Consider the following 23,211-nt stretch of genomic DNA (forward strand, 5'->3'; position numbering starts at 1 on the left):
CATATGCATTATAGGGCATATAGGAGCATATGGGGGGATTATCATGGAAGATTACGAAATAAATCCTTGGGAGCGTTATACAGTGGTATATAAGGCGCTTTCAGATATAACTAGACTTAAAATAATGTGGCTGCTGCTTTCTATCGATTCCAAAATAAGTGTATCTGAAATCATAGATGTTTTGGGAGAAAATCAATACAATGTATCAAAACATTTGAAAATACTTAAGAATGCTGGTTTGATCTATGAGAAAAAAGACGGCAGATGGACCTTCTATCATTATAGAAGCAGAAATGATGCATTCGATTTGGAGGTCCGCCAGACTGTATTGACAATCCCAATAGAACTAATGTCAGATGAAGTGTCCCGTTGTCAGAAGCGATTAGCCATGAGAGTTGATGGTAAGTGCGTTGTGGGAGCTGAAAGTAATGTGTGGGATGAAGTAAAGAGTGAAACAAAAGATTAGTAAGGAAAGTGAATTTGCTATTTCTCAATGCTCAAAAGGGAGGTAGAGTTTGCTATATGTATATTCATAAAATATTTAATTTTATCAGGAGCGTATTTGGCTATTGCCCCTATTGTATAGCTGGAAGGCAGGTTGTTAATAAAATTACTAAAAAACCAACGGTTAAGAAAATAGATCTTCCGAGAAATGATGAAGCTTATTATTGGGGGAAAATAAAAACTGGTCGAAATATTGCATTAATAGGTGTCTTTTGTCCTATATTCTGGACATCGTTATTTATGGGGGCAGATAGATCGACAATATTATTTAATGCTTTCCATTCCAGCATTTTTGTCTGCATTGGCGGAATATATTCGTTGGCAAATTACGTTATACTTCGCAGACTGCGGATGTATACAAGGGAATAGTGTTAGATTAGGTAAACCGATGGTGGAATATGAGATTCTTAACATTGTTTTAACAATGAATTAACAAACGCTTTATATACTAGCCCTTAAATCCTTATATAATTAGATTGAAAAATAGATTTGGATTGGGGGAAAAATGATGATTAAAGTTTTGTTTGTTTGTGTTCACAATTCGGCAAGAAGCCAAATGGCGGAAGCGTTTTTAAATAAACAGGGGCAAGGGGATTTCCTGGCTGAGAGTGCCGGGCTTGAACCGGCGCCTTTAAACGAATTAGTTGCCAAGGCTATGAGTGAAATCGGATATGATATTTCCGGAAATGAAACAAACTCTGTTTTTGACTTCTATAAAGAGGGTAGAAAATATAATATGATTGTTAAGGTATGTGATACGGAAAGTGGACAAAAATGCCCTATTTTCCCGTTGACTCTTCGGGTATTAAATTGGAATCTGCCTGATCCAAGTGAGTTTGTCGGAACGGATGAGGAAAAACTTATCCAAATCAGAGCATTAAGAGATAAGATAAAAGATCTAGTAGTTTCACTGATAAATGAATTCAAAGATTTAGATACCAGTGCCGAAACGCGCAATTAAGAGGAGGATTAATATGAGTGAGAATAAACCTAAAGTAGCCTTTATATGTGTTCATAATTCTTGTAGAAGTCAGATAGCGGAAGCCCTCGGAAAGCACTTTACTTCCGATGTGTTTGAAAGCTATTCTGCAGGGACAGAGACCAAGCCTCAGATCAATCAGGATGCAGTAAGGTTGATTAAAGATATATACGGGATCGATATGGAGAAGACACAATATTCGAAACTCATAACAGACATCCCTGAAGTTGATGTCGTAATCACTATGGGGTGTAATGTGGAGTGCCCCTGGCTGCCCAGCAGATACCGGGAGGATTGGGGACTGGATGATCCGACTGGGAAAAGTGATGAGGAATTTAGGAAGGTCATAGCAATAATTGAATTAAAAATAAAAGAATTGAGACAAAAGATAATAGAAAAACAGATTTTATAAATGGGTTTAATAGTGCGAGTGGCGTCGTGCTCCGTATATATTGTAAAATAAATATATTAATCTTCAAATTCAGAACGCAGTGCCCCCATGGCAAACACCAATACACCGATCGCCTCATAGGGCTCGGTTTCTTTTAGATCCCCTACAGGGTATTCCGTATCTTATTACCTGGCATTCCGAATTTAGCGAAATATTAACCTAATAGGATTAAAATAAAGAAAAGCATTCGAATGCTTTTCTTTCATATTATTTAATAATCATTACCGGCAGTAAGGCCGCAATTTGCTATGAACAAATTGCGGCCGTTTTATTTTTTTTCAACAAAAATCTAATTATTTTCACGCAGATATGGACGGTAAATGCTATCCGGCGATAGGTACCATTGCCAGAGATCTGAAGCTGTCCCGAAGTACTGTTAAACGCGCTCTTGCTGATCTTGAAAAAAGCGGTCGGCTGCGAAAGGAACAAAGATGGCTGGAAAACGGGGGTAAGAGAAGTAACATGTTTTATTTGACTTAGAAATGATTCCGACTGAGCCTTTGCTAAATTATCCTCCCGCCAGGAATTAGGCATGCCCTTTTCCTGAACCATGGGAGGGGCCATGAACCTTGAAGGATAAACTCTTACCTTAAGAGATTTTATCCTCAGAAAAGAACAAAAAAACGATATACAATTATGTAATTTAACCGGGTACGAGGAATATGCTCGGTTATTATTTTGTAAGTATGATTACGACTTTTGATTTTTGATTATGCAGCAAAAGGAGCGTCAGAATATAGTGAATTATTACAACAATGCCTTAATTATCAACATTGCGACACAATATGACAATAACAAGCAAATTAAAAAAATATAATGGGATAACATCAAACTTAAATATTATTTATGTCGGAATTTCGGGAGGTGGTGAGGCGCTCATTCAATAGCTTGACCGGAGAATACAAATATAAATAACGCGCGATAAAGGCAAAACTGTCAAAAGACAGCGGCGCAAAGCTATAGGATCTAAGGTATTGCTGGTTGCAGTACTATGATAGCCTGGCTGCCGAACCGGATTCAATTTTCAATATTCCTGCCTGTAAGGCAGTTTTATAGCTCAATTCATAGCTATAAAGCCGTTTATTGATCCAGATGTCTCTTGCGTTTTTGCCGGTATAAGAGAGGGCATAATGGGGTTTAGAGTAGAGGCGGCTGGAAGAGGCTTGAAATAAAGGCGTTCCACATAATCGTCATTGCATTAATCGTATAAATCAATCCATTAACGATTCGGACATTATAAAGCCCGTAATTTCCTATTGGAAAATTACGGGCTTTTTATGTCCCCAAAATAAAAATTCTGACTCAACGGGCTGCCGTGCTCCTCCGCTTGTCCTTCATTTTCAGATTTCAAAAATCACGAAATGGAGGACAAGCTTATGGCTAAGTTTTATAAAAAGACAAATTATCAGGAAGAATACCCTGGCTTAAGCAAAGAAATTGTAGATTTTTTGCTGCAGAGCGACCGGAAGATAAGATATCAGCAATATGATTTAAAGGTTGGGAAATGTCAGTTTGACTACGTCAAAGGAACCGTTACATATCTGCCCAGCAGAGAAGATTCATATGAACGGCTTATAGAGGAAAATAAGCAATTTGCCGACGAAGCCGAAAGCGTTGAGGACGTTGTCGCCAAGGCCGTAATGATTGAGAAAATGCTATATTGCATAAAACTACTTGATCTGGAAGATCAGGAGCTGATCGCCGAATTGTTTTTCAAAGGCAAGAGCGAGCGCGAGCTGTCGGCGGAAACAGGGATTCCCAATATGACTCTTCATGACAGAAAGGTCAAAATCCTTGGCAAGTTAAAAAAACTTATGGAAAAGTAGAAATTTTTCCGTGCAGCCCCCTCACTCAACGGCTAATTAAGTGAGGGGGTTTTTCATTTCCCCCTCGCGCTCCTTGATAACTTCATATCCAGCGACCTGAATACGTTAGCTGACGGACCCTAAAACGGAAAGCGACATCGGAGGATGCGCCAGGACCACCTGTAAAAGAACGGAAGAAATACGAAGCCATTGGAAATTGTTTGTTCCTTCTCTCCAATCTTTTATAAAAGACGGCCAAACAAGGTGCAAAGCGGCCCCCATCCGCCCGAAAAACATACTGTGGCCAGCCTGTCTCGCAACGACCCCGTCAGCCTATATTGATACTTCTGTCCAGTCACAGCCCCCCTCGGCAGGGGGAACACGCAATGAGGGCAGCCGCCAGAGATCCTGGCGGGGGTGAGATTCCCATGAAGCGGTTAAGCTAGCCGCTGTTCACGTCGCTGCCCTGTGAGCCCGGTAAACCTGCGGCTCTTTGTGCTTGGGGAGTAGTGTCGAATAAAGCACAGAAGAAAAAACTTAATGTCAGAAGCCACGGGGATCGTTCTGCCCAAAGGGACAAATCAAACCATAGCAGGACGGTCCCCATTTTTGTGTCATTAAGCAAACAATCAAAGGAGGTGCGAATATGTACAGAGAAACCCGATCCATCTGCCGCGGCGATGTTTATTATGCCGATTTGAATCCTGTAATTGGCTCTGAACAGGGCGGCGTCCGTCCGGTGCTCATTTTGCAAAACAACATCGGCAACCGCTACAGCCCCACCGTTATCGCCGCCGCCATTACCGGCAGGCCCAAGAAACTGCTTCCCACCCACGTGTTCATCGGTTGTGGGAGTGGCCTTTACAAGAGTTCCTATGCCCTGCTGGAGCAGATCCGCACTCTTGACCGGGAACGTCTGCTGAATTATGCCGGCAAAATCAATGAACGGAAAATGGCAGAAATAAATGAAGCGTTAGCAATCAGCGTCGGGCTTGAACCGGTGCTTTATTAACTTGAAGCGGAGGGAAAAAGATGCAGAAGACAGCAGCACAGGAAAGCCTGACTTTCAATCAGTTTTCACAGATATTAGAGATGGTGAAATTTCTGTTGGACGCCGGAAAAATCAGCAGGGAAGAGGCGGATATCAGCACACAGCGCATCGCCTCAGAATATGGGATCCAGCCAATTTATCTTTGGTAATATTGGGGATAGCTTTTGAACTCTCATTGTGGTAAGGTGTTGTGCTAAGAAAGGAGGCGGAAACTATGAACACGTTGGAAACTGTGGGCTCGAGCGCACTAGGCCACCCGCAGCGTGAAATTATCAGGATCAAGGCCACTGCTGCGATGGAACCCGCCAAACTGAACGTAGCAGGGTATGCCCGCGTAAGCAGCGACTCCGACGATCAGCTCAATTCATTTTCCGCGCAAGTACGGTATTACACCAAGCTGATCGAGAAAAACGAAAGCTGGCAGTTTATAGAGGTTTATGCCGACGAGGGTACGACTGGGGTATCCATCGAAAAACGGGAAGACTTCAACCGCATGATCCAGGACTGCCACCGGGGAAAAATTGACCGTATCATCACCAAATCAACCAGCCGGTTTGCCCGCAATACAATGGATACCATCCGCGTCATCCGGGAGCTCAAGGAAATCGGCGTGACGGTCTTTTTTGAAAAGGAGAACATCGACACCGCAAATATTACCAGCGAAAACTTACTTACCCTCTACGCCCTGTTTGCGCAGGAAGAATCGCTGAGTATCTCGAAAAACTGTAAAAAGGGCGTACGCATGCGAATGCGCAGCGGCAACTATGTATCAGCCAATCCGGCATACGGCTACCGCATGGTGGATAAGCAGCTTGAAGCATACGAGCCGGAAGCCCGAACAGTCCAGAGAATTTTCTCGGAATATATTGCCGGGCGCGGCCTCTCAGAAATTGCCAATGGGCTTACCGCAGGCGGCATTCCCCGCAAGGACGGCAAAGCAAAGTGGCGGCATCAGGCAATCTCCATCATAATTAAAAACGAGCGGTACATCGGAGACATGCTCCTGCAAAAGAAGTACAACGAAGATGCTCTTCCGTACCGCGAATGTAAAAACAACGGCGAGCTGCCGCAATACTATGTAAAGAATTGCCATGAGCCAATCGTCAGCCCCATCCAGTTTGAACTGGCAAACATACTGCTTCGGGAACGTACCGGGGAGCACAATGCCATCCGATACGGCCAATATCCACTCAGCCTGAAAATCAAGTGCGGAGAGTGCGGAGCAACCTACCGGCGCATGGTCACCAGAGGAAAAACTTATTGGTCATGCAGAGTTCATGATCAGGATAAAAACCTGTGCTCTTCAAAACAAATCAACGAGGAAGTGATATACAGCGCCTTTATAAGACTGTATAACAAGCTGAAACGAAATTACACAGACATCCTCCTGCCGATGCGCTCTCAACTCGAAAAGCTGAGGGAAATGAAAGCTAGAGGGAATCTCGAAATCAGCACCATCAACAAACAAATAGCGGAGCTCTCAGAGCAGAATCATGTGATGAACGGACTACTGTCCAAAGGCATCCTCGATTCTGCTCTTTTTATATCTCAATCCGATGAGCTAAACCGCAAGATCCGCAGCCTCAAACTCGCCAAGGCCCGTCTGCTGGAGGATGATGAAACGGGAGACTTGATCGATAAAACAGAGGAACTAATTGATATCATAGAAAGCAGCCCCGACCATATCACCGAAATGGACGCGGTCCTGCTGGGCGACATGGTGGAAAGTATCATCGTCGGTGACAGTAACAGCGATACCATTGATTTTATTTTACTGGGTGGTCTTCGGCTGACAGAAAGGTTGTGAATTTATGCCGCAAAACAGAACCTTACCCTACGGCTACAAGATAGAAGACGGCAGGGTTATGACGAATGATGCGGAGACCGAAGTGATCCGCCGCATCTACCGGAGCTACGCCGAAGGGCTGTCCTACAAGGCAATCGCCGAAAGCCTGACCGAGGAGGGCATCCGGTATATCCCAGAAAAACCCGCATGGAACAAAAACATGGTGGCGAGGATCCTGCAGAATCAGAATTATCTCGGGGTGGGGAAATATCCCCTGATCGTAGAGGAGGAACTCTGCCAGGCGGCAAAAATGGTTCAGAAGCCCTACACCCACACGGAATCAAAGGATATCAAAGCCATCAAGCCCTTGCTGGTGTGCTCAGTTTGCGGGAAACCCGTAAGACGCAGAGTCAAAAAAAACGGGGAGGAACGCTGGTACTGCGAAGAGGGTTTAAAGCACATCGGCATGACCATCACCGACGAGATCCTGATGGAGAGCATCGAAGTCCTCTGGCGCCACCTCATAGGAAATCTCCAGTTTGCGGATGTCGGTGACAATGCCGGTGAGGACAACCCAATCTCCCTCGAAACCATCCGGCTGAAAAATGAAATCGACCAAATGCTGAAAGCGGAAAAAATCAAAGAGGATGAACTCAAAGCCAAAATTCTGGAGCTTGCCTCCCTGCGGTACGCTTCCTTCGACACACCTTGGCACAATAATAGGGAACTGATGCGAAGACTCCGGCAAGCGCCCCAAGGATTCAATATCAAGCTGATTCTTGAAATAGCAGCGGAAATCAAGGTCTCATACTGCGAAGCGGAGGCTCTGATACTCAAAAACGGAAAAGTCATAGCGAAAGGAGTGAACGGCAATGAGCGTAGCGAATCGTGAAATCATTATTATACCGCCCAAAACGTCCTCGTCCATGCTTGGAAAAAGAAACAGGCAGCTTCGGGTCGCATCTTACAGCCGCGTATCCACCGACTTCGAAGAACAGCTTACAAGCTTCCGTGCACAGAAAGCTTACTATACTGACCTCATCATGCGCACACCGGAGTGGACATTAGCGGGTACATACGCCGACGAGGGGCTAAGCGGAGCGTCGGCAGAGAAACGCCCTGATTTTATGCGGATGTACCGCCACTGCAAAATGGGCAAAATCGACTTGATCATCACCAAGTCCATCAGCCGCTTTGCGAGAAATACCCTGGACAGCATCGGTTATGTGAGAAAGCTTAAGGCAATGGGTATCGGTGTCTTATTTGAGAAAGAAAATATCAACACCCTGGAGGAAAACAGCGAGGTGGTGTTGACCATCCTCGCCAGCCTCGCCCAGGAGGAGCTCAACTCCCTCTCCGGAAATGTCAAGATGGGAAAGCGTATGGCGATGCAGGAGGGGAAGGTATCTTTTCAATATAAAAGGATCTATGCTTACCGGCGGGGAGCTGACGATCAGCCTGAGGTCATCCCCGAAGAAGCGGAAATCGTCAAACGGATTTTCACGGGCTACCTTGCAGGCAAAAGCGTGCAGAAGATCGCCGAGGAGCTCAATGATGAAGGCGTCCCGACTCAGACGAAAAAAAGTGCATGGACGGATGGAACTCTTAGGGGAATTCTTCAAAATGAGCGTTACTGCGGTGATGTGATCCTGCAAAAGACCTATGTCACCGACCCCATCAGCAAAAAGGTCAAGAAAAACAACGGTGAGCTTCCCAAGGTTTACATCAAAAATAACCATACTTCTATTGTCAGCCGCGAAATCTATGAACGCGCACAACAGGAGCAGTCAAGGCGGTCCTGCAAGAAGAAAGTATCCAAAAACAGCATCACCGAGCAGGGTAAGTACAGCGGCAACGCGCTCAGCGAAATCCTGATCTGCGGAGAATGCAAAACTCCATATCGCCGTGTCGTCTGGACCAAAAGAAATGGTGAGAAACAAGCCGTATGGCGGTGCCTTAGCCGCTTAGATTACGGAACCAAATACTGCAAGGACTCGGTCACTGTGGATGAGGAAAGCCTTCGCGCCGCAATTATGAAGGCGATCACATCCACCCGCAATGACCGTCAGATGCTGATCCCCGTGCTAACCTCACACTTGGAACGTACCATGCGGGAAAAGGCAAGCGGAACTATTAATGTGGAACAGATCGAACAGCGTATTGCAGAGTTGAAAGCCGCTACGATGGAACTGATTTCGGAAAGCGTCAGCAGCAACACGGTAGGCCAAAACGAGGCACGTCTGAAGGCAATGTCGGATGAAATCAAAGATCTTCACGAAATGCTGGTGCAATACAGGCAGACCAACAGTACAGAAGACTCAATCCAACACAGGGTGGATGAAATCACAGAGCTACTCCTTCAGGAACCGGAGAAAAGCGAGTATGACGACATCCTTGTCCGCCAGCTTATCGACACCATTCAGGTCATGGATGAAAATACTCTCCTTATCACATTCAAATGGGGGCAGGAGTACAGACAAATCATTGATACAAAAGTGCGCAAGCTGAAACGGGCGGCATAGGGGGAAATAACCAGAAAAGCAATCAACCAGCTAAAAAAAGTAATCAGAAGGCAGAACCAGTACGGTTCTGTTTTTTGTTCCGTAGAGAAGAGGGAGGAATATGGAACTGCAAATATTTAAAAACCAGGAGTTCGGGAAAATCCGAACGATGATTGATCCGAATGAGAAAATCATGTTCTGCGGAAACGACGCGGCAAAGGCATTGGGATATTCCGACGCAACCAATGCGCTGAAACAGCATTGCAAAAAAGATGGGGTGGCGTTTTACCACCTCACCGACAGCTTGGGGAGAAAACAGCGGACAAAATTTATTACCGAGGGCAACCTGTACCGACTCATTTTACGGAGCAAGTTGCCGTCCGCCGAACGCTTTGAAAAGTGGGTGGTTGAAATCGTTCTGCCCGCCATACGTAAGCACGGCGCATACATTGCGCTGCAAACACTGAATGACATCCTTAGCAATCCAGATAGCGCCGCCAAGCTATTCCACCAGATCAGGCAGGTTGAGGATCGGCTCGCGGAAATGCAGCCCAAGGCGGATTATTTTAACGCCTTAGTTGATACCGCTGTCCTTACCAACATCCGGCAGACCGCCAAGGAACTGAATCTACCCGAAAAACTGTTTACTTATCTGTTGGTGGAAATGAAGTTTGCTTACCGGACGCACAAAAAGCTCTTAATTCCCTATGCATTCATGGTCAATTCGGGATACGCGGAGTTGAAGGAATATACAAACGGCAAACACGGCGGCGTTTATATGCTCTTTACACCCAAAGGTAGGCTGTACCTGATGAAACGAATTCGGCAACGGCTGGCAATCAAAAATGGGGACGAAAAACCGGAACGGAGCCGCAATGAGTAAGATCCACGGATGTATTAAAACGAATGGAGGTGCTGCTATGAAAAAAATAACGGCGGAGGAACTCCGCACAATGAAGGATATAGAAGGCTTGGTCATTCAGGGCTGCGGAGGTGATTTGAATGAGTGGGTCGACGGCATTAACGGTCTGCTTACCGAACAGGGCATCCTGCGAAATGGATCTGCCTTCCAGAATGTTTCAGTGTCCGAGCATGACGGCCGCACGAATCTGCTGTTTCATATGGATGGAGTGGACCTGGATATGGGCAAGCTGGCGATGTGGCGCCTTGCCTCTCACTGTCAATTCGGCAGCACGTGGCTCAGCGATTATCTTCCCAATCAATTGGGTGTGAATATGGATGAGAAGCTGATACAGAAGGAAAAGCCTGACTGTCCGCTGATTGGACAGGACGGCAATATTTTTAACCTGATGGGTATTGCTTCCCGAACATTGAAAGAAAACGGTCTTGCTGAGCAGGCAACGGAAATGCGGGATCGCATCACGTCATGCAGCAGCTATGGTGAGGCGCTCTGCATCATAGGTGAGTATGTCAATATCACATCTGCAAAAGATGCCCAAGAACAAAGCGGTAGCTTTGAGATGAAGCAAAGCTACTGATGGCTGATGTTTTTCATCGGCAGATCCCTGCCGGATACATATATATAAAATGAAGCAATCTGATTGAATAGGATACTTAAACATATACCGTCATTAAATTTTTTGTGTTTCCTTATGCAAGGAATATTTGCAGTAAGTACAATTGAGACCGCTTTTATAATAATTGTAAAAAAACATGCTTGACAAAATTATGCGAAAAGCCTATTATTATGTCATAAGTATTTTGGGAGGTGTAGAATGCATACAAATGACATGAATTTTCCTTTGGGTCTGATCCGTAAGATGGTTCGTTGCGTCGAAGACGCTGTTGGAGACGATATTCGTGAGGATATTCAAAGCAATGACCTCCGAACGATGAACAGTGTCCCTTCACGAATTTGGGACTTATTAAATACGAAACTCTATAAGACATTGAAGACCGAGGAATGCACAATTGCGACTGCTCATCGAGGCCCGTGGCAAATGCTGATAATATTCGAAAAAACTACCGGGTGCATTTTCACATTTATGCGTGAAAAACGCTTCTCAGAACTCCAGAGAAAGCAGCGCAGTCGGCTACATATGCACTATGTTGACATGTTGGCAACGCAGTTTAATAAAGCTCTGTTAGCGGATAAGCAGCAACTTACTTTTATTCCCCATCATTTCACTGATGAAGAAAAACTTGCGGAATTGGTACAAGACATGCTACATGATTTAGGAAGCGATGCTGCTATTGTTAGGAATCATGTTTTGGTTCTCTTTGATACCATGGGATATCAATTAACACATATCAAGGCTGTTAAAGTGACCCCAAATCTTGATATTGCTCAAGGGTGTGAACAGGACTGGTCAACGTATATTACAGTTAGTGAGAGTTCAATCGTAGAAAAGGTTGAGAACCCTGAAGATCCTGCAAACAATCCAAACAGAGGATTAAAACTGAAATCCAAAGCGACAGAGCGGAAAAAGAATAAACCTCAACGAAAAATGGACGAAAAATTAGATAAAAAAGAAATCTAATATTCAGAATGAGTAAAGGAGCAACATATATGAGTTTACTATTTAATGGAGATCGGCTTAAGAAAGCTCGTATTTATAGGGGATTAACCGTTGCTGAGTTGGCAGAAAAGGTTGATTGCCAGCGCCAAACTCTTTCAATGTATGAAATTGGTAAGAGCCAGCCAGCGGATGATGACGTCGTAAAGCGTTTAGCTCATGAATTAGCGTTCCCCGCAAAGTACTTTTATGAACATGCTACTTCCCCTATATCCGGGACAATATATTTCAGGTCTTTATTGACCACAAATAAAAAATATCGTAGTGAACAAATGGTAAAGATGGAGTTCTTATCTCAGGTGTTCGCGTTACTTCATGATTATGTTGAATTTCCTGAATATGAACCGCTAAATCTGTCAGCAACCATTTCGCCTGAAGAAACGGCTAAGGCTCTCAGAGAAGCTTGGAACATTGGCCAAGCTCCCATCGATAATCTAGTAAACGTAGTTGAGCAACACGGTATTTTAGTCACGACCTTTAGTACAAGTACAGATGATGTTGATGCTTTTAGCGAATTAGTTGAGTGTAATGAAAAAACGACATATTTAATCGCATATTCTAATAATAAAACATCGGCTGCTAGGGTTCATTTTGATATTGCTCACGAGCTTGGACATATCTGTTTGCACGAATGGAGTGAGGAGATAGAAGATATTTCAAAAGAAGATTTTAAAGAAAGAGAACGCGAAGCAAATGAATTTGCCGCCGCTTTCTTATTGCCCGCAGAGCCTTTTAAACAAGATGCACTAAGAGGCCCTCAAACAATAGCATATTACAAGCAACTCAAGAAGAAGTGGAAAGTTTCTATTGCAGCAATGATAAGACGATCTCAGAAGTTGGGGATCATTACAATGGATGAATATCAGACACTTATACGAATTATGCAGCGGAGAGGTCAACGAAAAGAGGAACCATTGGATGATGTCCTTATGACAGCAAGCCCTTCTCTCTTGAAATCATCGGTATTAATGCTACTACAAGAAGATGTATTTACTCCAAAGGATTTTATGGACGAATTGTCATCGGAGTATGAGCTTAGCATTGAACCGGAAGAGATTGAATATCTACTAAATCTTCCCAGAGGCACACTAACACCGAGTAAGATTATAGATATAAGTCCTTTAATTATAAAGAGAAATAAATAATAGATAAGAATGTTAAAAAATAAAAATGAAAGGAGGCGAGGTAATGGCGACAAATCCTCCAACCGGCGACAATGCCCGAAAAGGTGCTGTAAGGGATCGATCTCAGACCTATAACCCACGCACTGAGCAATGGGTCAAGCGAGACGCTAACACTGGAAAGTTTATGGATGTTAAACAGAGTGGGACACCTTTTAAAGGAATCAGGAAAGAAAAGTGACCCGAACAGTGGTTGATATTATGAACTTATTTGAGTGTGCAAATATCAGCCGCTGTTTTCTATATACAGCCCTTTATCAAATCAGTTGGAGAAACGCAATTTGTCACATTTGTTCATTATGATTGCAGAGAAATAGTACTGGGAAAGAATGCTCAGTCCACTTACTTACGATGAATTTAAAAGGAAATGGGTTGATGTTCCAATGATTTTTTTAATTCCCAAAGTTATTTTGTAAAAACTATATACTATTAAAAGCAGGCAGCAGTAACCGTGTTTTTGAAAATAAATTGCATCAGAACAAATGTTCCGATATAGTATATTTTTAGTTAATTCAATTTTTAATAATTAAGTGAGGTGGGAAAAGGTGATTAATTTACAGAAAGAATTTTTGGACTTTCATGACAAAATCAAGTTAGAAGATGAAAACGTTACTCTTCGTGAAAAAAGAGATATTCTTCTGAAAAAGCTGAAAGATAACATCTCTGATGATGCAGCTACGTATTCGACATTCAACCAAGGAAGTTATGCAATGGGTACAGGTATCGTTCCTGAAAATGAGGATTATGATATCGATGTTGGTCTAAAATTTAGTATTAATAAAAACGATTATACTGATCCTATTGTACCAAAAAAATGGGTACGTGATGCTCTTGACGGGCATACAAAAAGTGTAGAAATTCGCCGTTCATGCATAACTGTTGCATATCAAAATAATGGTGAGTCATTGTTCCATGTTGATTTTGCAATTTATGCTGCAAATAATGACGATGGCAAGTTATATATTGCTAAAGGGAAAGAATTTTCAAGTAGCGAAAACAAAAAATGGGAACTGTCCGATCCACAAGGGCTTATTGATATCATTAAAGGGAAATTCAGTGGGGATGATGCAGCGCAGTTCCGCCGAGTAATACGTTACATCAAAAAATGGAGAACACATCAATTTTCGTCAAATGGCAACGGAGCTCCAACAGGAATAAGCCTCACGATACTTGCATATAATCTGTTCCCTGTAAGTAAAACATATGATTGGTCAACACAAAAATATACATACGACGATTTTGACGCGTTATATAACTTTGTATCCTCAGTAAAAAATGCTTTTTCTCTAACATGGAATAGCGAAGAAAATGCATGGTATCATACTATTTCAACAAGCCTTCCAGTTGAACCTTACAATAATCTCTTTGAAAAAATGACAGAAAAACAAATGGAGAGCTTCTATCAAAAGCTTAATACTATGTTGTCTAAACTGAATGAAGTTAAAACAAAAGAAAAACGAGTAGATGCCTGCACCATATTAGTTGATGTCTTTGGTGAGGATTTCCCGGTAACGGTAGATAAAAGCATGGTCGGAACATCTGAATCCGCGATAAAATGAGCATGATAAAAGATGAAATAATATCGATTGTTCAAAATCTTAATGAAAAGCGCGGCGTTATCTTTTCAGATATTACAATCATTGAGGAAAAGTATATAGCGCTATTTACAGGTAGTATATTACTGGGGGGTACCGAAAGGATAGAAATATCAATTGGGTTCCCTCCTCACTTTCCTTTAATTTTACCGGATTTCTTTATTAAGGACAACAACCGCTATCGAGCACATGTTGGTTCTGACGGAAAAGTATGTCTCTTTGATACAAGTGCAATATTAATAAAAAAAGGAATGGCCGATCAGTTATTAATTGATTGTTTTGATCAAGCAATCAAAATATTAAACATTCGACCGGGGAGTAAAGAATATAACAGCGAAGTTTGCAGAGAATTTGACTCCTACTGGCTTTCTGTTCGTCAAAAAAAGGCATATTCATGTCTTGATACATATGGAATTAAGTACAGAGAATGCCCAATGGTTATTTCAAATGGTGTAAGCGTGATTGCGGACACGAAGTTAGAAGCTGAAAGGATAATTTCCAATATTTTTGGATTAGCAATTGATAAGGAAACATTTGAGAGAACCTGCATTATGGTACGGATAAGAAATGGTAGCAGTATGATACCTCTATCCAAACAGTTTAAGTGGAATATTATCAGAAGATATATCATTAATAACACTACTTCATCAGTCAAAAATCAGTTCCGAAAATTTCTTGAAAAAAAAGTCAAACATTCTGTGAGGTATGTCTTATTAATCTATCCGGCTACAGAAGGAGATATATTATTTGGATTTCGGGTTGAATTTAATAACTCAAAATATAATAAAATTGAAAACTCAATAGCATCTAAGGTTGAGAACGCGTATATTGAGCGAATTGATTACACATATTTAACAATGCGCAGTGGCGCGACGGCCACTTTAAGAGATAAAAAAATTCTACTGCTTGGGTGTGGCTCGGTTGGAGGCTATATTGCAAGTAATCTCTGTCAAGCCGGTATCATGAACATTGACATATTAGACAATGACATATTGAAACCTGAGAACATCCATAGGCACCTGCTTGGTTTCGATTCAATAAATCCCTCAAAATATAGATATAAAGCGGATCTAGTTAAAGCCTACCTAGAAGAGAAATATCCATATGCCGATGTCGATTCGTTAAACTATGTCGATAGGAATGCGTTAACTTTTATTTCTGATATAAGCAGGTTGAAGGATTATGATTTGATAATATCTGCACTTGGAGAACCGACTATTAATCTAGAAATTAATAGAATAATAGAAGAAAACGCGTTGGAGGTCCCCTGTATATGTTGTTTCAATGAGCCTTATGGTATAGGCGGACATGTTGTTTCGATCAATCTAGAAAGGAATTCTTGTTTACAATGTTTCTATACCGATCAAATATCAAGTGATATCGTACACTTTCGCGGAAGTTTTGTTGCTCCTGGACAAAGTTTTAAAAAAAATCTGTCTGGATGCAGTAGTGCCTTTGTTCCATATAATTGTCTTGATTCTCAACAGACAGCTCTATTGGCGGTAAGAAAGGCGATTGATATTTTGAATGGTGACCTGACAAAGAATACTTTGTCATCTTGGATTGGGTCATCGGAAAAGTTGGTATCAAATGGATTTTTATTATCTAATTGGTACATGCTGAACAAAGAAAAGGGTTTTATTAACATGGACGCAGCTACAAATCCGCATTGTAAGATTTGTAGTCAAAATGATGGGAAATAAATATATGGATTATCATTATAACGACTTGATTGTTTTCTCAATAAATTCTGATGTTTATGAGGCGCTGGCTTCATATAAAGAAAAGCATACCTTTAGAATCGAACGTGGAGGGATTATCGCTGGCATCATTGAGCCTGCCAGAACCCAAATAACGCTAACTGATTTTACTGAACCTCAAAAGAGAGATATATGTTTGCCTTGTTTTTATAAACGTGCGGCGTATGGTCATCAAGAAATAATGGATAGGCTTTGGGAAGAGTCTCAGTATACTAAAACCTATCTTGGCGAGTGGCATACGCATAACCAACGATCACCACAACCTTCTAATATTGATGCACAAAACTGGATAAGAATATCGAAAAGAAATCATAATTCGGAATGGCTATTCTTCCTTATCGTCGGTACTGAGCAATTAGGAGTATGGACAGTATTCGATGATAAAATTGTTAGAATGGCGCAAATACAACCTTAATACCACGGGGGTGAATTTATGGATAGAATACGTGAAATTATAATAAAAATACCCAAATCAATTAAGATAGCATTAGTAATGATTCTTTTACTAATTGATTTAATCGGTATGAATTTAGCTTCGCAGCTTGAGAAAATTGAAATATATGACGTGGCGGCGGCTTATAACACTTTGGTTACTTTCTTTCCCACTGTTTCAGTAGTTGCGAAGGAATACCGATATATATTTATAATTTTAACTTTGTTAGCTATTGTGTTATTATTTTACCGGCCTAAGCTTATTCTAGTCAAACACCGCTCATTTGTACCGGATATTGCTTTGGTCAACGAAGATGTTTTAAAAAAGTATTATGTTAAGAAGATGGACATCAATCTATGTGAAACAATGAAAGAACCAAATTCATATGTAAATGCTATTAATTTTCAGGATCAAATTGCTGCAGAAATCATGAAAAAAAGAAATTCATCGAAACTATGCTATTATGGAATTGCGCATACGCCTCTAATTTTCAGGTTAGGTTTCCAGATGGGTGATCAGAACAATATAATGTTACTTCATAAGATACGTTCAAATGACTCATTGTTCGATGAGTGGAACCATGACAATACATACTCAACAATTAGAGTTGTAGAAAAGAATGAATCCGTACAGTCGGCGGAATTGGTTGTAGCTATTTCGACTTCACTTGAGATTAAAGATAGTGATTTGACTTCGCTTAACCCTGGAAATAGACATGTTATTACTTTTGAAAGCAGTATTTTATCCTTTGATAGTATTACAAGTTACTTTCAAGCTGAGAACTTTAGGAATACTATCATGCTTGGAATAAGAAACTGCGTTAAAAAATACGGAATTAAGAAAATTCATATTGCTATATCATCATCTGTTGCATTTACATTCTTCTTAGGACAAGCCTTTAGTGCGCAGCATGACCCGGTATTAGTTGTTTATCATTACGAAAGGTGTGCTTATCCTTGGGGGATTTGTATTAATGAAAAGGCTGAAAATGCTTTGGTTACTAATATAAATCAACCGAATAAGGGATGAGCAAGAACTGTTAGAATCCAAGCAGAAGTAAAAGTAAGCGCGTTTTCCAACGGTGATTGTGAAGCAAAAATTGTTTGGGCGAATGGCTTAGGTAACTTCGAGAGCACCTGAATACATTGATAACCTTGGCAATGTATCTTCCATTGATAAACGCGACAAGGCTGATCTGGTAGAGCAAAAAATCGCAGATCTCCGCTTCGCCCATGATCTCAATGGGACGGTTTTCATAATGGCGGTGAAAGAGGCGAAACGCGCTGATGTACTCATGCGCAGTATATGGGGATAGAACTCGCAATGCGAACTCCTCATTAGCTCGCTTAAATAACTTCTTCATTTGTCATGGAATCATATCCTTTGAAAATGATAATTCCATTGTAGCGGAGAAAGTCAAAATCTGCCGTATTTCCAGCAGATTTAGAAAAATGTATTTACTTGTGAAAACCACTGCGCCAGCGGTTTGGTGCTATAGTAATAATGGGAAGATTTAATTAAATAAAATTAACTATTGAGGGGACAGAAATGAATGTTACCAGCAAGAAGGAAAAAAACTATTTCAAAAGTCAATTATCAAAAGTAAACTACAATCCTAGTCGCTTTCAGTTGATGATTGGTGAAGACAAATTTTTATTTGGCGTTATTTCTGCGAATGATTGTGAAGCTCCTTTCGGAAAGTTGATGCAGTATAAAACAATTTATGATACCTTGAGGGACCTAGACTGGAAAACTAAACTGTCTTTTAATAAAGCTATAAAGTACGCATATGCCGAGTCGATACAAAAAGATTTTAGCTTGATAAAAACAGAATCAGATAAGGAGATACTTGCTTTTTACTATATTGAGAATGCATTATTTAGAACTTTAAGCTTATGGGATATGTTGGCACAGTTGTATAGACTCTTTTACAACATTGACCTTCCAAAAGAAAAGGTGTATTACAAGCAGATATTTGATCCTAAATTAAAACATTGTGATAAATTTAAAACGAAAGCAACAGAAATATACGAATATTTAGGACAGGTTAATGATATCGATTGCGAGGGTGAATGGAAAGGCAATCACAATTTTTGCAATGTTCTTCGCAATCAAATGACGCATAGAAATTCTCCGAATGTTGCTGTAATGAGTGATTATGATTTGAACTTAAAACATCATCCGATTTTTCTTCTTAAGAGAATAATTGAGGACTATGTGGCTGTTTCCCAATATATCAAAGATATTTTAGATGGAATATGAACGACGGTATGTAATCTGAACATTTTTTTCGGAATGTCCAGAATCATACCGTTTTTCTTATGCTCAAATCCTTATAAACAAAGGGTTTGAGCATTTTGCATAGTTTGAACCGTCCGAGCTCATTTTGAGAAAGCAGTAAAATTTCAGAACTTAAAAACCAAAAAATACGACTTTTGAACACCTGTGTCCAATTTTATTGTTTCTCCTGCTTCTTGAAAAACAAGCGTTCATGCGCATTTGGCGTTTTATAATTCAAAGTTATATGCGGACGTTCGTTATTATAACGGTTGATAAACCGCTCAACCCGTTCTTTCAATTCGTTTAATGAATGATAGTTGGTTCTGTAAAGCTCTTCTCTCTTCATCGTTGAAAAAAATGACTCCATGACCGCATTGTGCTGCGGCCTCCCTGATGGAGAAAAGGATTGTATTACACCACAGTTTTTGAGCAAATTTTGAAATGCATGTGACGTATATTGAACACCGCGATCGCTATGAAAAATCAATCCGGCTTCAGGTCTGCGAGAAGAGTAAGCTTGCTTAAACGTAGCTGTGATGAGCTGCGAGCTGTGTTTCTGCGAAATCTTATGGGCAACGACCTTTCTTGCATATAAATCTATGATGGCACAGATGTATTGAAATCTTGATTCATGCTTATAGTAAGTAACATCGCTGACCCAAACCTGATTGGGAGCATGGACAGAAAACCGCATTTTCAGATGATCAGTCTTTTTTTTCTCTTTGAATTGTAAGTAATCCTGTTTTGCGTAATTCCGAATACTGTGCAGATTCATTTCCTGCATTAATTCGGCGACCATTTTGTCACTCACTGCTACGCCTCGTTCCGACAAAACTGCTCTAATTTTTTTTGCTCCGTAGATTTGATCATTCTCTTCATATACCTGACGAATCAATTCGCTTAACTGATTTCTGCGAAATTGGTAACTGTTATTATCTTTTTTGCTCCGAAAGATATGATTGTAAAAGGTGCCTCTGTCCACATTCAGTGCTTCACAAAGTACATGGACACGGTATTGACCATGAAGCTGAGCCAGCGCGTGCAGTTTCTCTTTCAATGGAGCGGACACAGTACAATTTACTTTTTGCAGCACCTCTATCTTTTGCTCGAGCTTTGTTATATACTGCTTCATTTTAGCAGATTCGCTTGCACTTACAGCATATTCAACGTCGGAGTTTGCTACTTTGTATGGTCTAATCCAATCATAGAATGTGCTTCTGGCAATTCCTGCTTCCATACAAATATCCGTTGCCAACCCACCGTTGAGATATCTTTGGACCAATTGATACTTTTCTTCTTTGCTAAGTTTCATGATTCAATTCCTCCTTCATTTAAAAAAATATAGATATAATTAGAATTGTATGGATAGGAAATGAAGTCATCAAGGGCGTATAATGTCATCAATTGCAGTTTCTCGAGTCGTTAAAATAGACCCCTGAAAGATATGATCGAAAATTAAAACGAAGCGGAGGTGGACGCGTGCAAGGCTATAGTATGAACCACTATATAAATATCTAGCAAATATAAAGGAAAAAATCATAACATTGTCTTTTTCTGAAATAAATCGAAGGCTGAATGCGGATCTACCTCCTTGTTTATCCGGACTTGGACATAAGAAAAAACCGTTTTGGAGCAATAATCCAAAGAACTACACGGTTATGAGTAAGATTGAAGCTGGCTATGTTCACAGAAGCCATGACAAGGAGAATGGCAATGTGACCTTTGCAAAAAGTGGTGGAAGCAAATCGGTACCTAAGCGAATAGTATGCAAATTTTCAAATGAGATATTACTTTATGGTTACTTTTTATTCTCGGATGCGTTGACCATTTTTGTTGAATGATGGAATATTATGGCTTATAATGAAAAAGGAAGGATGTGAGCTCGGTGCCACCCATAGTGACGATTAGATTAAAAAGTAATTGAGGTGGTAAATGATATGAGTGAATTCAAAAAAAGCCTTATGACATTTGAGTCCATAATCAGGAATAGAGGAGTTAAGGTAACGTCAATAATGTCGGAATGGTTAGCCGTTTGGTCTAAATACCTTAGGTTTGAGCAGAGCTTTTCACCTCAAAGATTGATTCCGTATAAGAGGGGAACAATATTACATGTGCATTTTGGGTTCAATGTTGGCAGTGAAATAGGCGGATCTCATTATTGCATTGTGATGGAAAACAATAATAATCCTGAATCTAAAACAATTGTTATTATGCCACTATCATCTTTAAGCCATGGAAAGACAAAAGAAAGTTTGCATCATTCAGAAGTTTACTTAGGTAAAATTATACCTTGGGAGCAAAAGGAATCATATGCAATGCCGCTACAAATCCGAGCAATCTCGAAATTACGAATTATTAAACCAAAAATAAAAAGTGATAGTATTGCGAAAATTAATGCGGAACAATTGACGGAATTAGATAATAAGCTAAAACAGCTATTCACATTTGCGAAATAGTGTTTGACAATAAACTGTGGATATGATACTATGATTAAGCTTACTAAAGAAAGAATATTTTTTATTTTTATGTTCAATTAATTATGTTAGTGCATAAAATGTGGTAAGCCGTCAAATAATAACTATACCCCTAGCGGGTCAAATAAAAAATGCTATACCCATTCGGGTAGGTAAAAGGTAGGTTTAAACCTACCTTTTACTATTTTGCAGGAAAAAGCAAAAATGCGCCAACAAAGATTGGATTCGCCGTTAATCCCAATAGACTGAAGGAAGCACCCACTCACATTTGAGCTTTTAAAGATTTGTTCTGACGATATCTATTGTAGCTTTGAATATTTCTCCTGATATACCATTCTTCGAAATGTGTTTTGACAGAGGCATAGTCCGTTCTCATTTGGATCCCTGTGCTGTGTCATTTCGTTTGGAAGCATAAGCATATCCTGTTCATACAATGTGCCTACCCAAGCGGAGCTCAGTCCTGAAAGTTCCTTTATCATCTCTGCAAAAAGAAGGCAACCTGTCATAACAGTTATATATGCGAGAGTGATCATTCTTTCGCTAGCACCGTTTGCTTGTTTGATTTGCATTTCACCATAGAACCTTTCGTGAATGAACGACAGAAGTGGTTTCCCTATTATTTTTTCTTTCATGCCCGGCAAGACGATATTATTTCTGAGCATAAGCTCAAAGTCATTTTCCGTCAATACCCCATTATCCTCGAGAAGTTCATAAATCCGGAAAACTTGAAGTTTGGTCATTTCCGCATATTGCGTATATTTATTCGCAGGAGGATTTGCAAGATCAAGGTACAGGCAATAAAGGCAGGCCTGTCCATCGTGAAAACCATGTCTTGAAATTGTGAATCTTACATCCCCGGTACCCGCATTAATTGTCCTTCTGGCCAGAAAATCGGTAATGTCTCTTCTTGCAGGGACACTATCGACCGTTGATATAGCAAGTTTCGTTGGATTGTAAGGTCCGAATTGATTTGTATAGTCTTTTACACTACTCAGGAATGGTTTGACCACGAGGGTCGGACAGTCTTTTGCAAGTTTTTCTTGCGCCCATGTCACCTTATCTTTTCCTTTGAACTTGGCGATATCACTGACTGTCAGATAGCCATAACGCAGCAGATTTCTTGATTCGACCTCCATATCAGTATCAACGATATGGAGAGTTCCTGTAACATCATGTAAAAAACTCATTGTATACAGCAGTGACGACCCCACCGAACCGGATCCAAATAATACTGTGCTTTCGATATTTAAGCTGTCAATAGATGGATTTAGCGGGTTCGGGGTGTTGTTTCTATAATCCAGCGTCGAGAACACCAGCGGACCGTCAAGCATTCTGACAGGCTTTGAAAGCTTTCCATCAAAAGTCAACTTGACTATTTCCGCTACTCCCAAACAAGCGGCAGCCACAGCCCCGCAGGGATTTTTATCGCCTATGTCGCCCATCTCTAGCGGCGTTGGAGAAATGCCCGCAAGCCAGCCGTTGGCAGCAATATATACCATTGCTGCCGAATAGACCGGTACATCAATGTTTCCGATAGATATGACTGCCGCGCATCCTGTCAGATCATTCGAGAGCATAATTTTATCCTCGCCGCCCTCTCTTGAATCTATAGCGATGCTCCTTATATAGGAGTCCAGTTGTACAGTTTCTCCGCTGTATTGCATGACGACGGTTTTTTCGGGGAGTGAGAGCGCGATGTTTGTATAAATCCTTGCAAGCAGGTTAGTGGCAACCACTAGCAAGATCTGCCCGTAATGGTTTTCTGCTAAGTTGTCATCCATCTGAATGCCGACTCTGACATCATCAATTATAGTTGCAATGTTGTTCCCAACATTCAATTTCTCGAAAAAATTATGCTTCTCGTCCATGAAAAC

General features: G+C 40.9%; 25 protein-coding genes and 1 riboswitch. Of the genes, 23 read left to right on the top strand and 2 right to left on the bottom strand.

All coding sequences use genetic code 11. The features are described 5' to 3' along the window. The first annotated feature begins 43 nt into the window (after positions 1-43). The 21 genes from KCX82_RS11900 to KCX82_RS12000 all read left to right on the top strand — a co-directional run bounded on the left by KCX82_RS11900 (position 44) and on the right by KCX82_RS12000 (position 18,845). Complete coding sequence (locus KCX82_RS11900; protein WP_227018690.1) at positions 44-466, top strand: ArsR/SmtB family transcription factor; 423 nt, start codon at positions 44-46, stop codon at positions 464-466. 56 nt (positions 467-522) lie between these two features. Then, positions 523-873 (top strand): hypothetical protein, encoded by a 351-nt coding sequence (locus KCX82_RS11905; RefSeq protein ID WP_227018691.1) that lies wholly within the window; start codon positions 523-525, stop codon positions 871-873. Positions 874-1,012: 139 nt separating this feature from the next. Then, positions 1,013-1,465 (top strand): arsenate reductase ArsC, encoded by a 453-nt coding sequence (locus tag KCX82_RS11910; RefSeq protein WP_227018692.1) that lies wholly within the window; start codon positions 1,013-1,015, stop codon positions 1,463-1,465. Positions 1,466-1,478: 13 nt separating this feature from the next. After that, positions 1,479-1,895 (top strand): arsenate reductase ArsC, encoded by a 417-nt coding sequence (locus KCX82_RS11915; RefSeq protein ID WP_227018693.1) that lies wholly within the window; start codon positions 1,479-1,481, stop codon positions 1,893-1,895. A 348-nt stretch (positions 1,896-2,243) separates the two neighbouring features. Beyond that, positions 2,244-2,414: a helix-turn-helix domain-containing protein gene (locus tag KCX82_RS11920; RefSeq protein ID WP_465250653.1), complete on the top strand. Its 171-nt coding sequence runs from the start codon at positions 2,244-2,246 to the stop codon at positions 2,412-2,414. A 436-nt stretch (positions 2,415-2,850) separates the two neighbouring features. Continuing rightward, positions 2,851-2,945, top strand: a riboswitch (cyclic di-GMP riboswitch). Positions 2,946-3,310: 365 nt separating this feature from the next. After that, the gene (locus KCX82_RS11925) at positions 3,311-3,760 is read left to right on the top strand and encodes a sigma-70 RNA polymerase sigma factor region 4 domain-containing protein (RefSeq protein WP_227018694.1); all 450 of its coding nucleotides are present in this window, start codon (positions 3,311-3,313) and stop codon (positions 3,758-3,760) included. Between the two features lie 625 nt (positions 3,761-4,385). Further along, positions 4,386-4,751, top strand: coding sequence for a type II toxin-antitoxin system PemK/MazF family toxin (locus KCX82_RS11930; RefSeq protein WP_227018695.1), 366 nt, complete (start codon positions 4,386-4,388; stop codon positions 4,749-4,751). A gap of 20 nt (positions 4,752-4,771) precedes the next feature. Continuing rightward, positions 4,772-4,939: a hypothetical protein gene (locus KCX82_RS11935; RefSeq protein WP_227018696.1), complete on the top strand. Its 168-nt coding sequence runs from the start codon at positions 4,772-4,774 to the stop codon at positions 4,937-4,939. An 83-nt stretch (positions 4,940-5,022) separates the two neighbouring features. Then, positions 5,023-6,597, top strand: a complete 1,575-nt coding sequence (locus KCX82_RS11940; protein ID WP_227018697.1) for a recombinase family protein — start codon at positions 5,023-5,025, stop codon at positions 6,595-6,597. A gap of 82 nt (positions 6,598-6,679) precedes the next feature. Next, on the top strand, positions 6,680-7,468 hold the full coding sequence (locus tag KCX82_RS11945; RefSeq protein ID WP_319633351.1) for a recombinase family protein: 789 nt from the start codon (positions 6,680-6,682) through the stop codon (positions 7,466-7,468). Next, complete coding sequence (locus tag KCX82_RS11950) at positions 7,449-9,098, top strand: recombinase family protein (protein ID WP_227018698.1); 1,650 nt, start codon at positions 7,449-7,451, stop codon at positions 9,096-9,098. Before KCX82_RS11945 ends, KCX82_RS11950 begins: the two co-directional genes overlap by 20 nt. 100 nt (positions 9,099-9,198) lie before the next feature. After that, the gene (locus KCX82_RS11955) at positions 9,199-9,960 is read left to right on the top strand and encodes a BRO family protein (protein ID WP_227018699.1); all 762 of its coding nucleotides are present in this window, start codon (positions 9,199-9,201) and stop codon (positions 9,958-9,960) included. Between the two features lie 37 nt (positions 9,961-9,997). After that, positions 9,998-10,576: a hypothetical protein gene (locus KCX82_RS11960; protein ID WP_227018700.1), complete on the top strand. Its 579-nt coding sequence runs from the start codon at positions 9,998-10,000 to the stop codon at positions 10,574-10,576. 237 nt (positions 10,577-10,813) lie between these two features. Then, positions 10,814-11,578: a DUF5986 family protein gene (locus tag KCX82_RS11965; RefSeq protein WP_227018701.1), complete on the top strand. Its 765-nt coding sequence runs from the start codon at positions 10,814-10,816 to the stop codon at positions 11,576-11,578. 8 nt (positions 11,579-11,586) lie between these two features. Then, a complete protein-coding gene (locus KCX82_RS11970) occupies positions 11,587-12,759 on the top strand; it encodes a helix-turn-helix domain-containing protein (protein WP_227018702.1) in 1,173 nt (390 codons plus the stop codon). 43 nt (positions 12,760-12,802) lie between these two features. Then, a complete protein-coding gene (locus KCX82_RS11975) occupies positions 12,803-12,976 on the top strand; it encodes a hypothetical protein (RefSeq protein ID WP_227018703.1) in 174 nt (57 codons plus the stop codon). A gap of 364 nt (positions 12,977-13,340) precedes the next feature. Further along, on the top strand, positions 13,341-14,354 hold the full coding sequence (locus KCX82_RS11980; protein WP_227018704.1) for a nucleotidyltransferase domain-containing protein: 1,014 nt from the start codon (positions 13,341-13,343) through the stop codon (positions 14,352-14,354). A gap of 2 nt (positions 14,355-14,356) precedes the next feature. Continuing rightward, the gene (locus KCX82_RS11985) at positions 14,357-16,093 is read left to right on the top strand and encodes a ThiF family adenylyltransferase (RefSeq protein ID WP_227018705.1); all 1,737 of its coding nucleotides are present in this window, start codon (positions 14,357-14,359) and stop codon (positions 16,091-16,093) included. Continuing rightward, entirely contained in the window at positions 16,083-16,565 is a 483-nt protein-coding gene (locus KCX82_RS11990; RefSeq protein ID WP_227018706.1) for a Mov34/MPN/PAD-1 family protein, read from the top strand. The genes KCX82_RS11985 and KCX82_RS11990 overlap by 11 nt, the downstream gene beginning before the upstream one ends. Before the next feature lie 18 nt (positions 16,566-16,583). Continuing rightward, positions 16,584-17,612 carry an SAVED domain-containing protein gene (locus KCX82_RS11995; protein WP_227018707.1) on the top strand — a complete coding sequence of 343 codons (1,029 nt, stop codon included), beginning with the start codon at positions 16,584-16,586 and terminating at the stop codon, positions 17,610-17,612. 519 nt (positions 17,613-18,131) lie between these two features. Continuing rightward, a complete protein-coding gene (locus KCX82_RS12000; protein ID WP_227018708.1) occupies positions 18,132-18,845 on the top strand; it encodes a Cthe_2314 family HEPN domain-containing protein in 714 nt (237 codons plus the stop codon). 193 nt (positions 18,846-19,038) lie between these two features. Here KCX82_RS12000 and KCX82_RS12005 read toward each other — a convergent pair whose 3' ends face one another. Next, positions 19,039-20,175, bottom strand: a complete 1,137-nt coding sequence (locus KCX82_RS12005; RefSeq protein WP_227018709.1) for an IS3 family transposase — start codon at positions 20,173-20,175, stop codon at positions 19,039-19,041. Positions 20,176-20,521: 346 nt separating this feature from the next. Between KCX82_RS12005 and KCX82_RS12010 the strand changes: the two genes are divergently transcribed. Continuing rightward, complete coding sequence (locus KCX82_RS12010) at positions 20,522-20,704, top strand: hypothetical protein (protein ID WP_227018710.1); 183 nt, start codon at positions 20,522-20,524, stop codon at positions 20,702-20,704. Between the two features lie 96 nt (positions 20,705-20,800). Further along, on the top strand, positions 20,801-21,319 hold the full coding sequence (locus KCX82_RS12015) for a type II toxin-antitoxin system PemK/MazF family toxin (RefSeq protein ID WP_227018711.1): 519 nt from the start codon (positions 20,801-20,803) through the stop codon (positions 21,317-21,319). Positions 21,320-21,636: 317 nt separating this feature from the next. On the opposite strand, the gene KCX82_RS12020 is transcribed toward KCX82_RS12015, so the two are convergent. Then, complete coding sequence (locus KCX82_RS12020; protein ID WP_227018712.1) at positions 21,637-23,205, bottom strand: ubiquitin-activating E1 family protein; 1,569 nt, start codon at positions 23,203-23,205, stop codon at positions 21,637-21,639. Positions 23,206-23,211: the final 6 nt, after the last annotated feature.

The organism is Sinanaerobacter chloroacetimidivorans, from assembly GCF_018128545.1.
GTDB classification, from domain to species: Bacteria; Bacillota; Clostridia; order Peptostreptococcales; family Anaerovoracaceae; genus Sinanaerobacter; species Sinanaerobacter chloroacetimidivorans.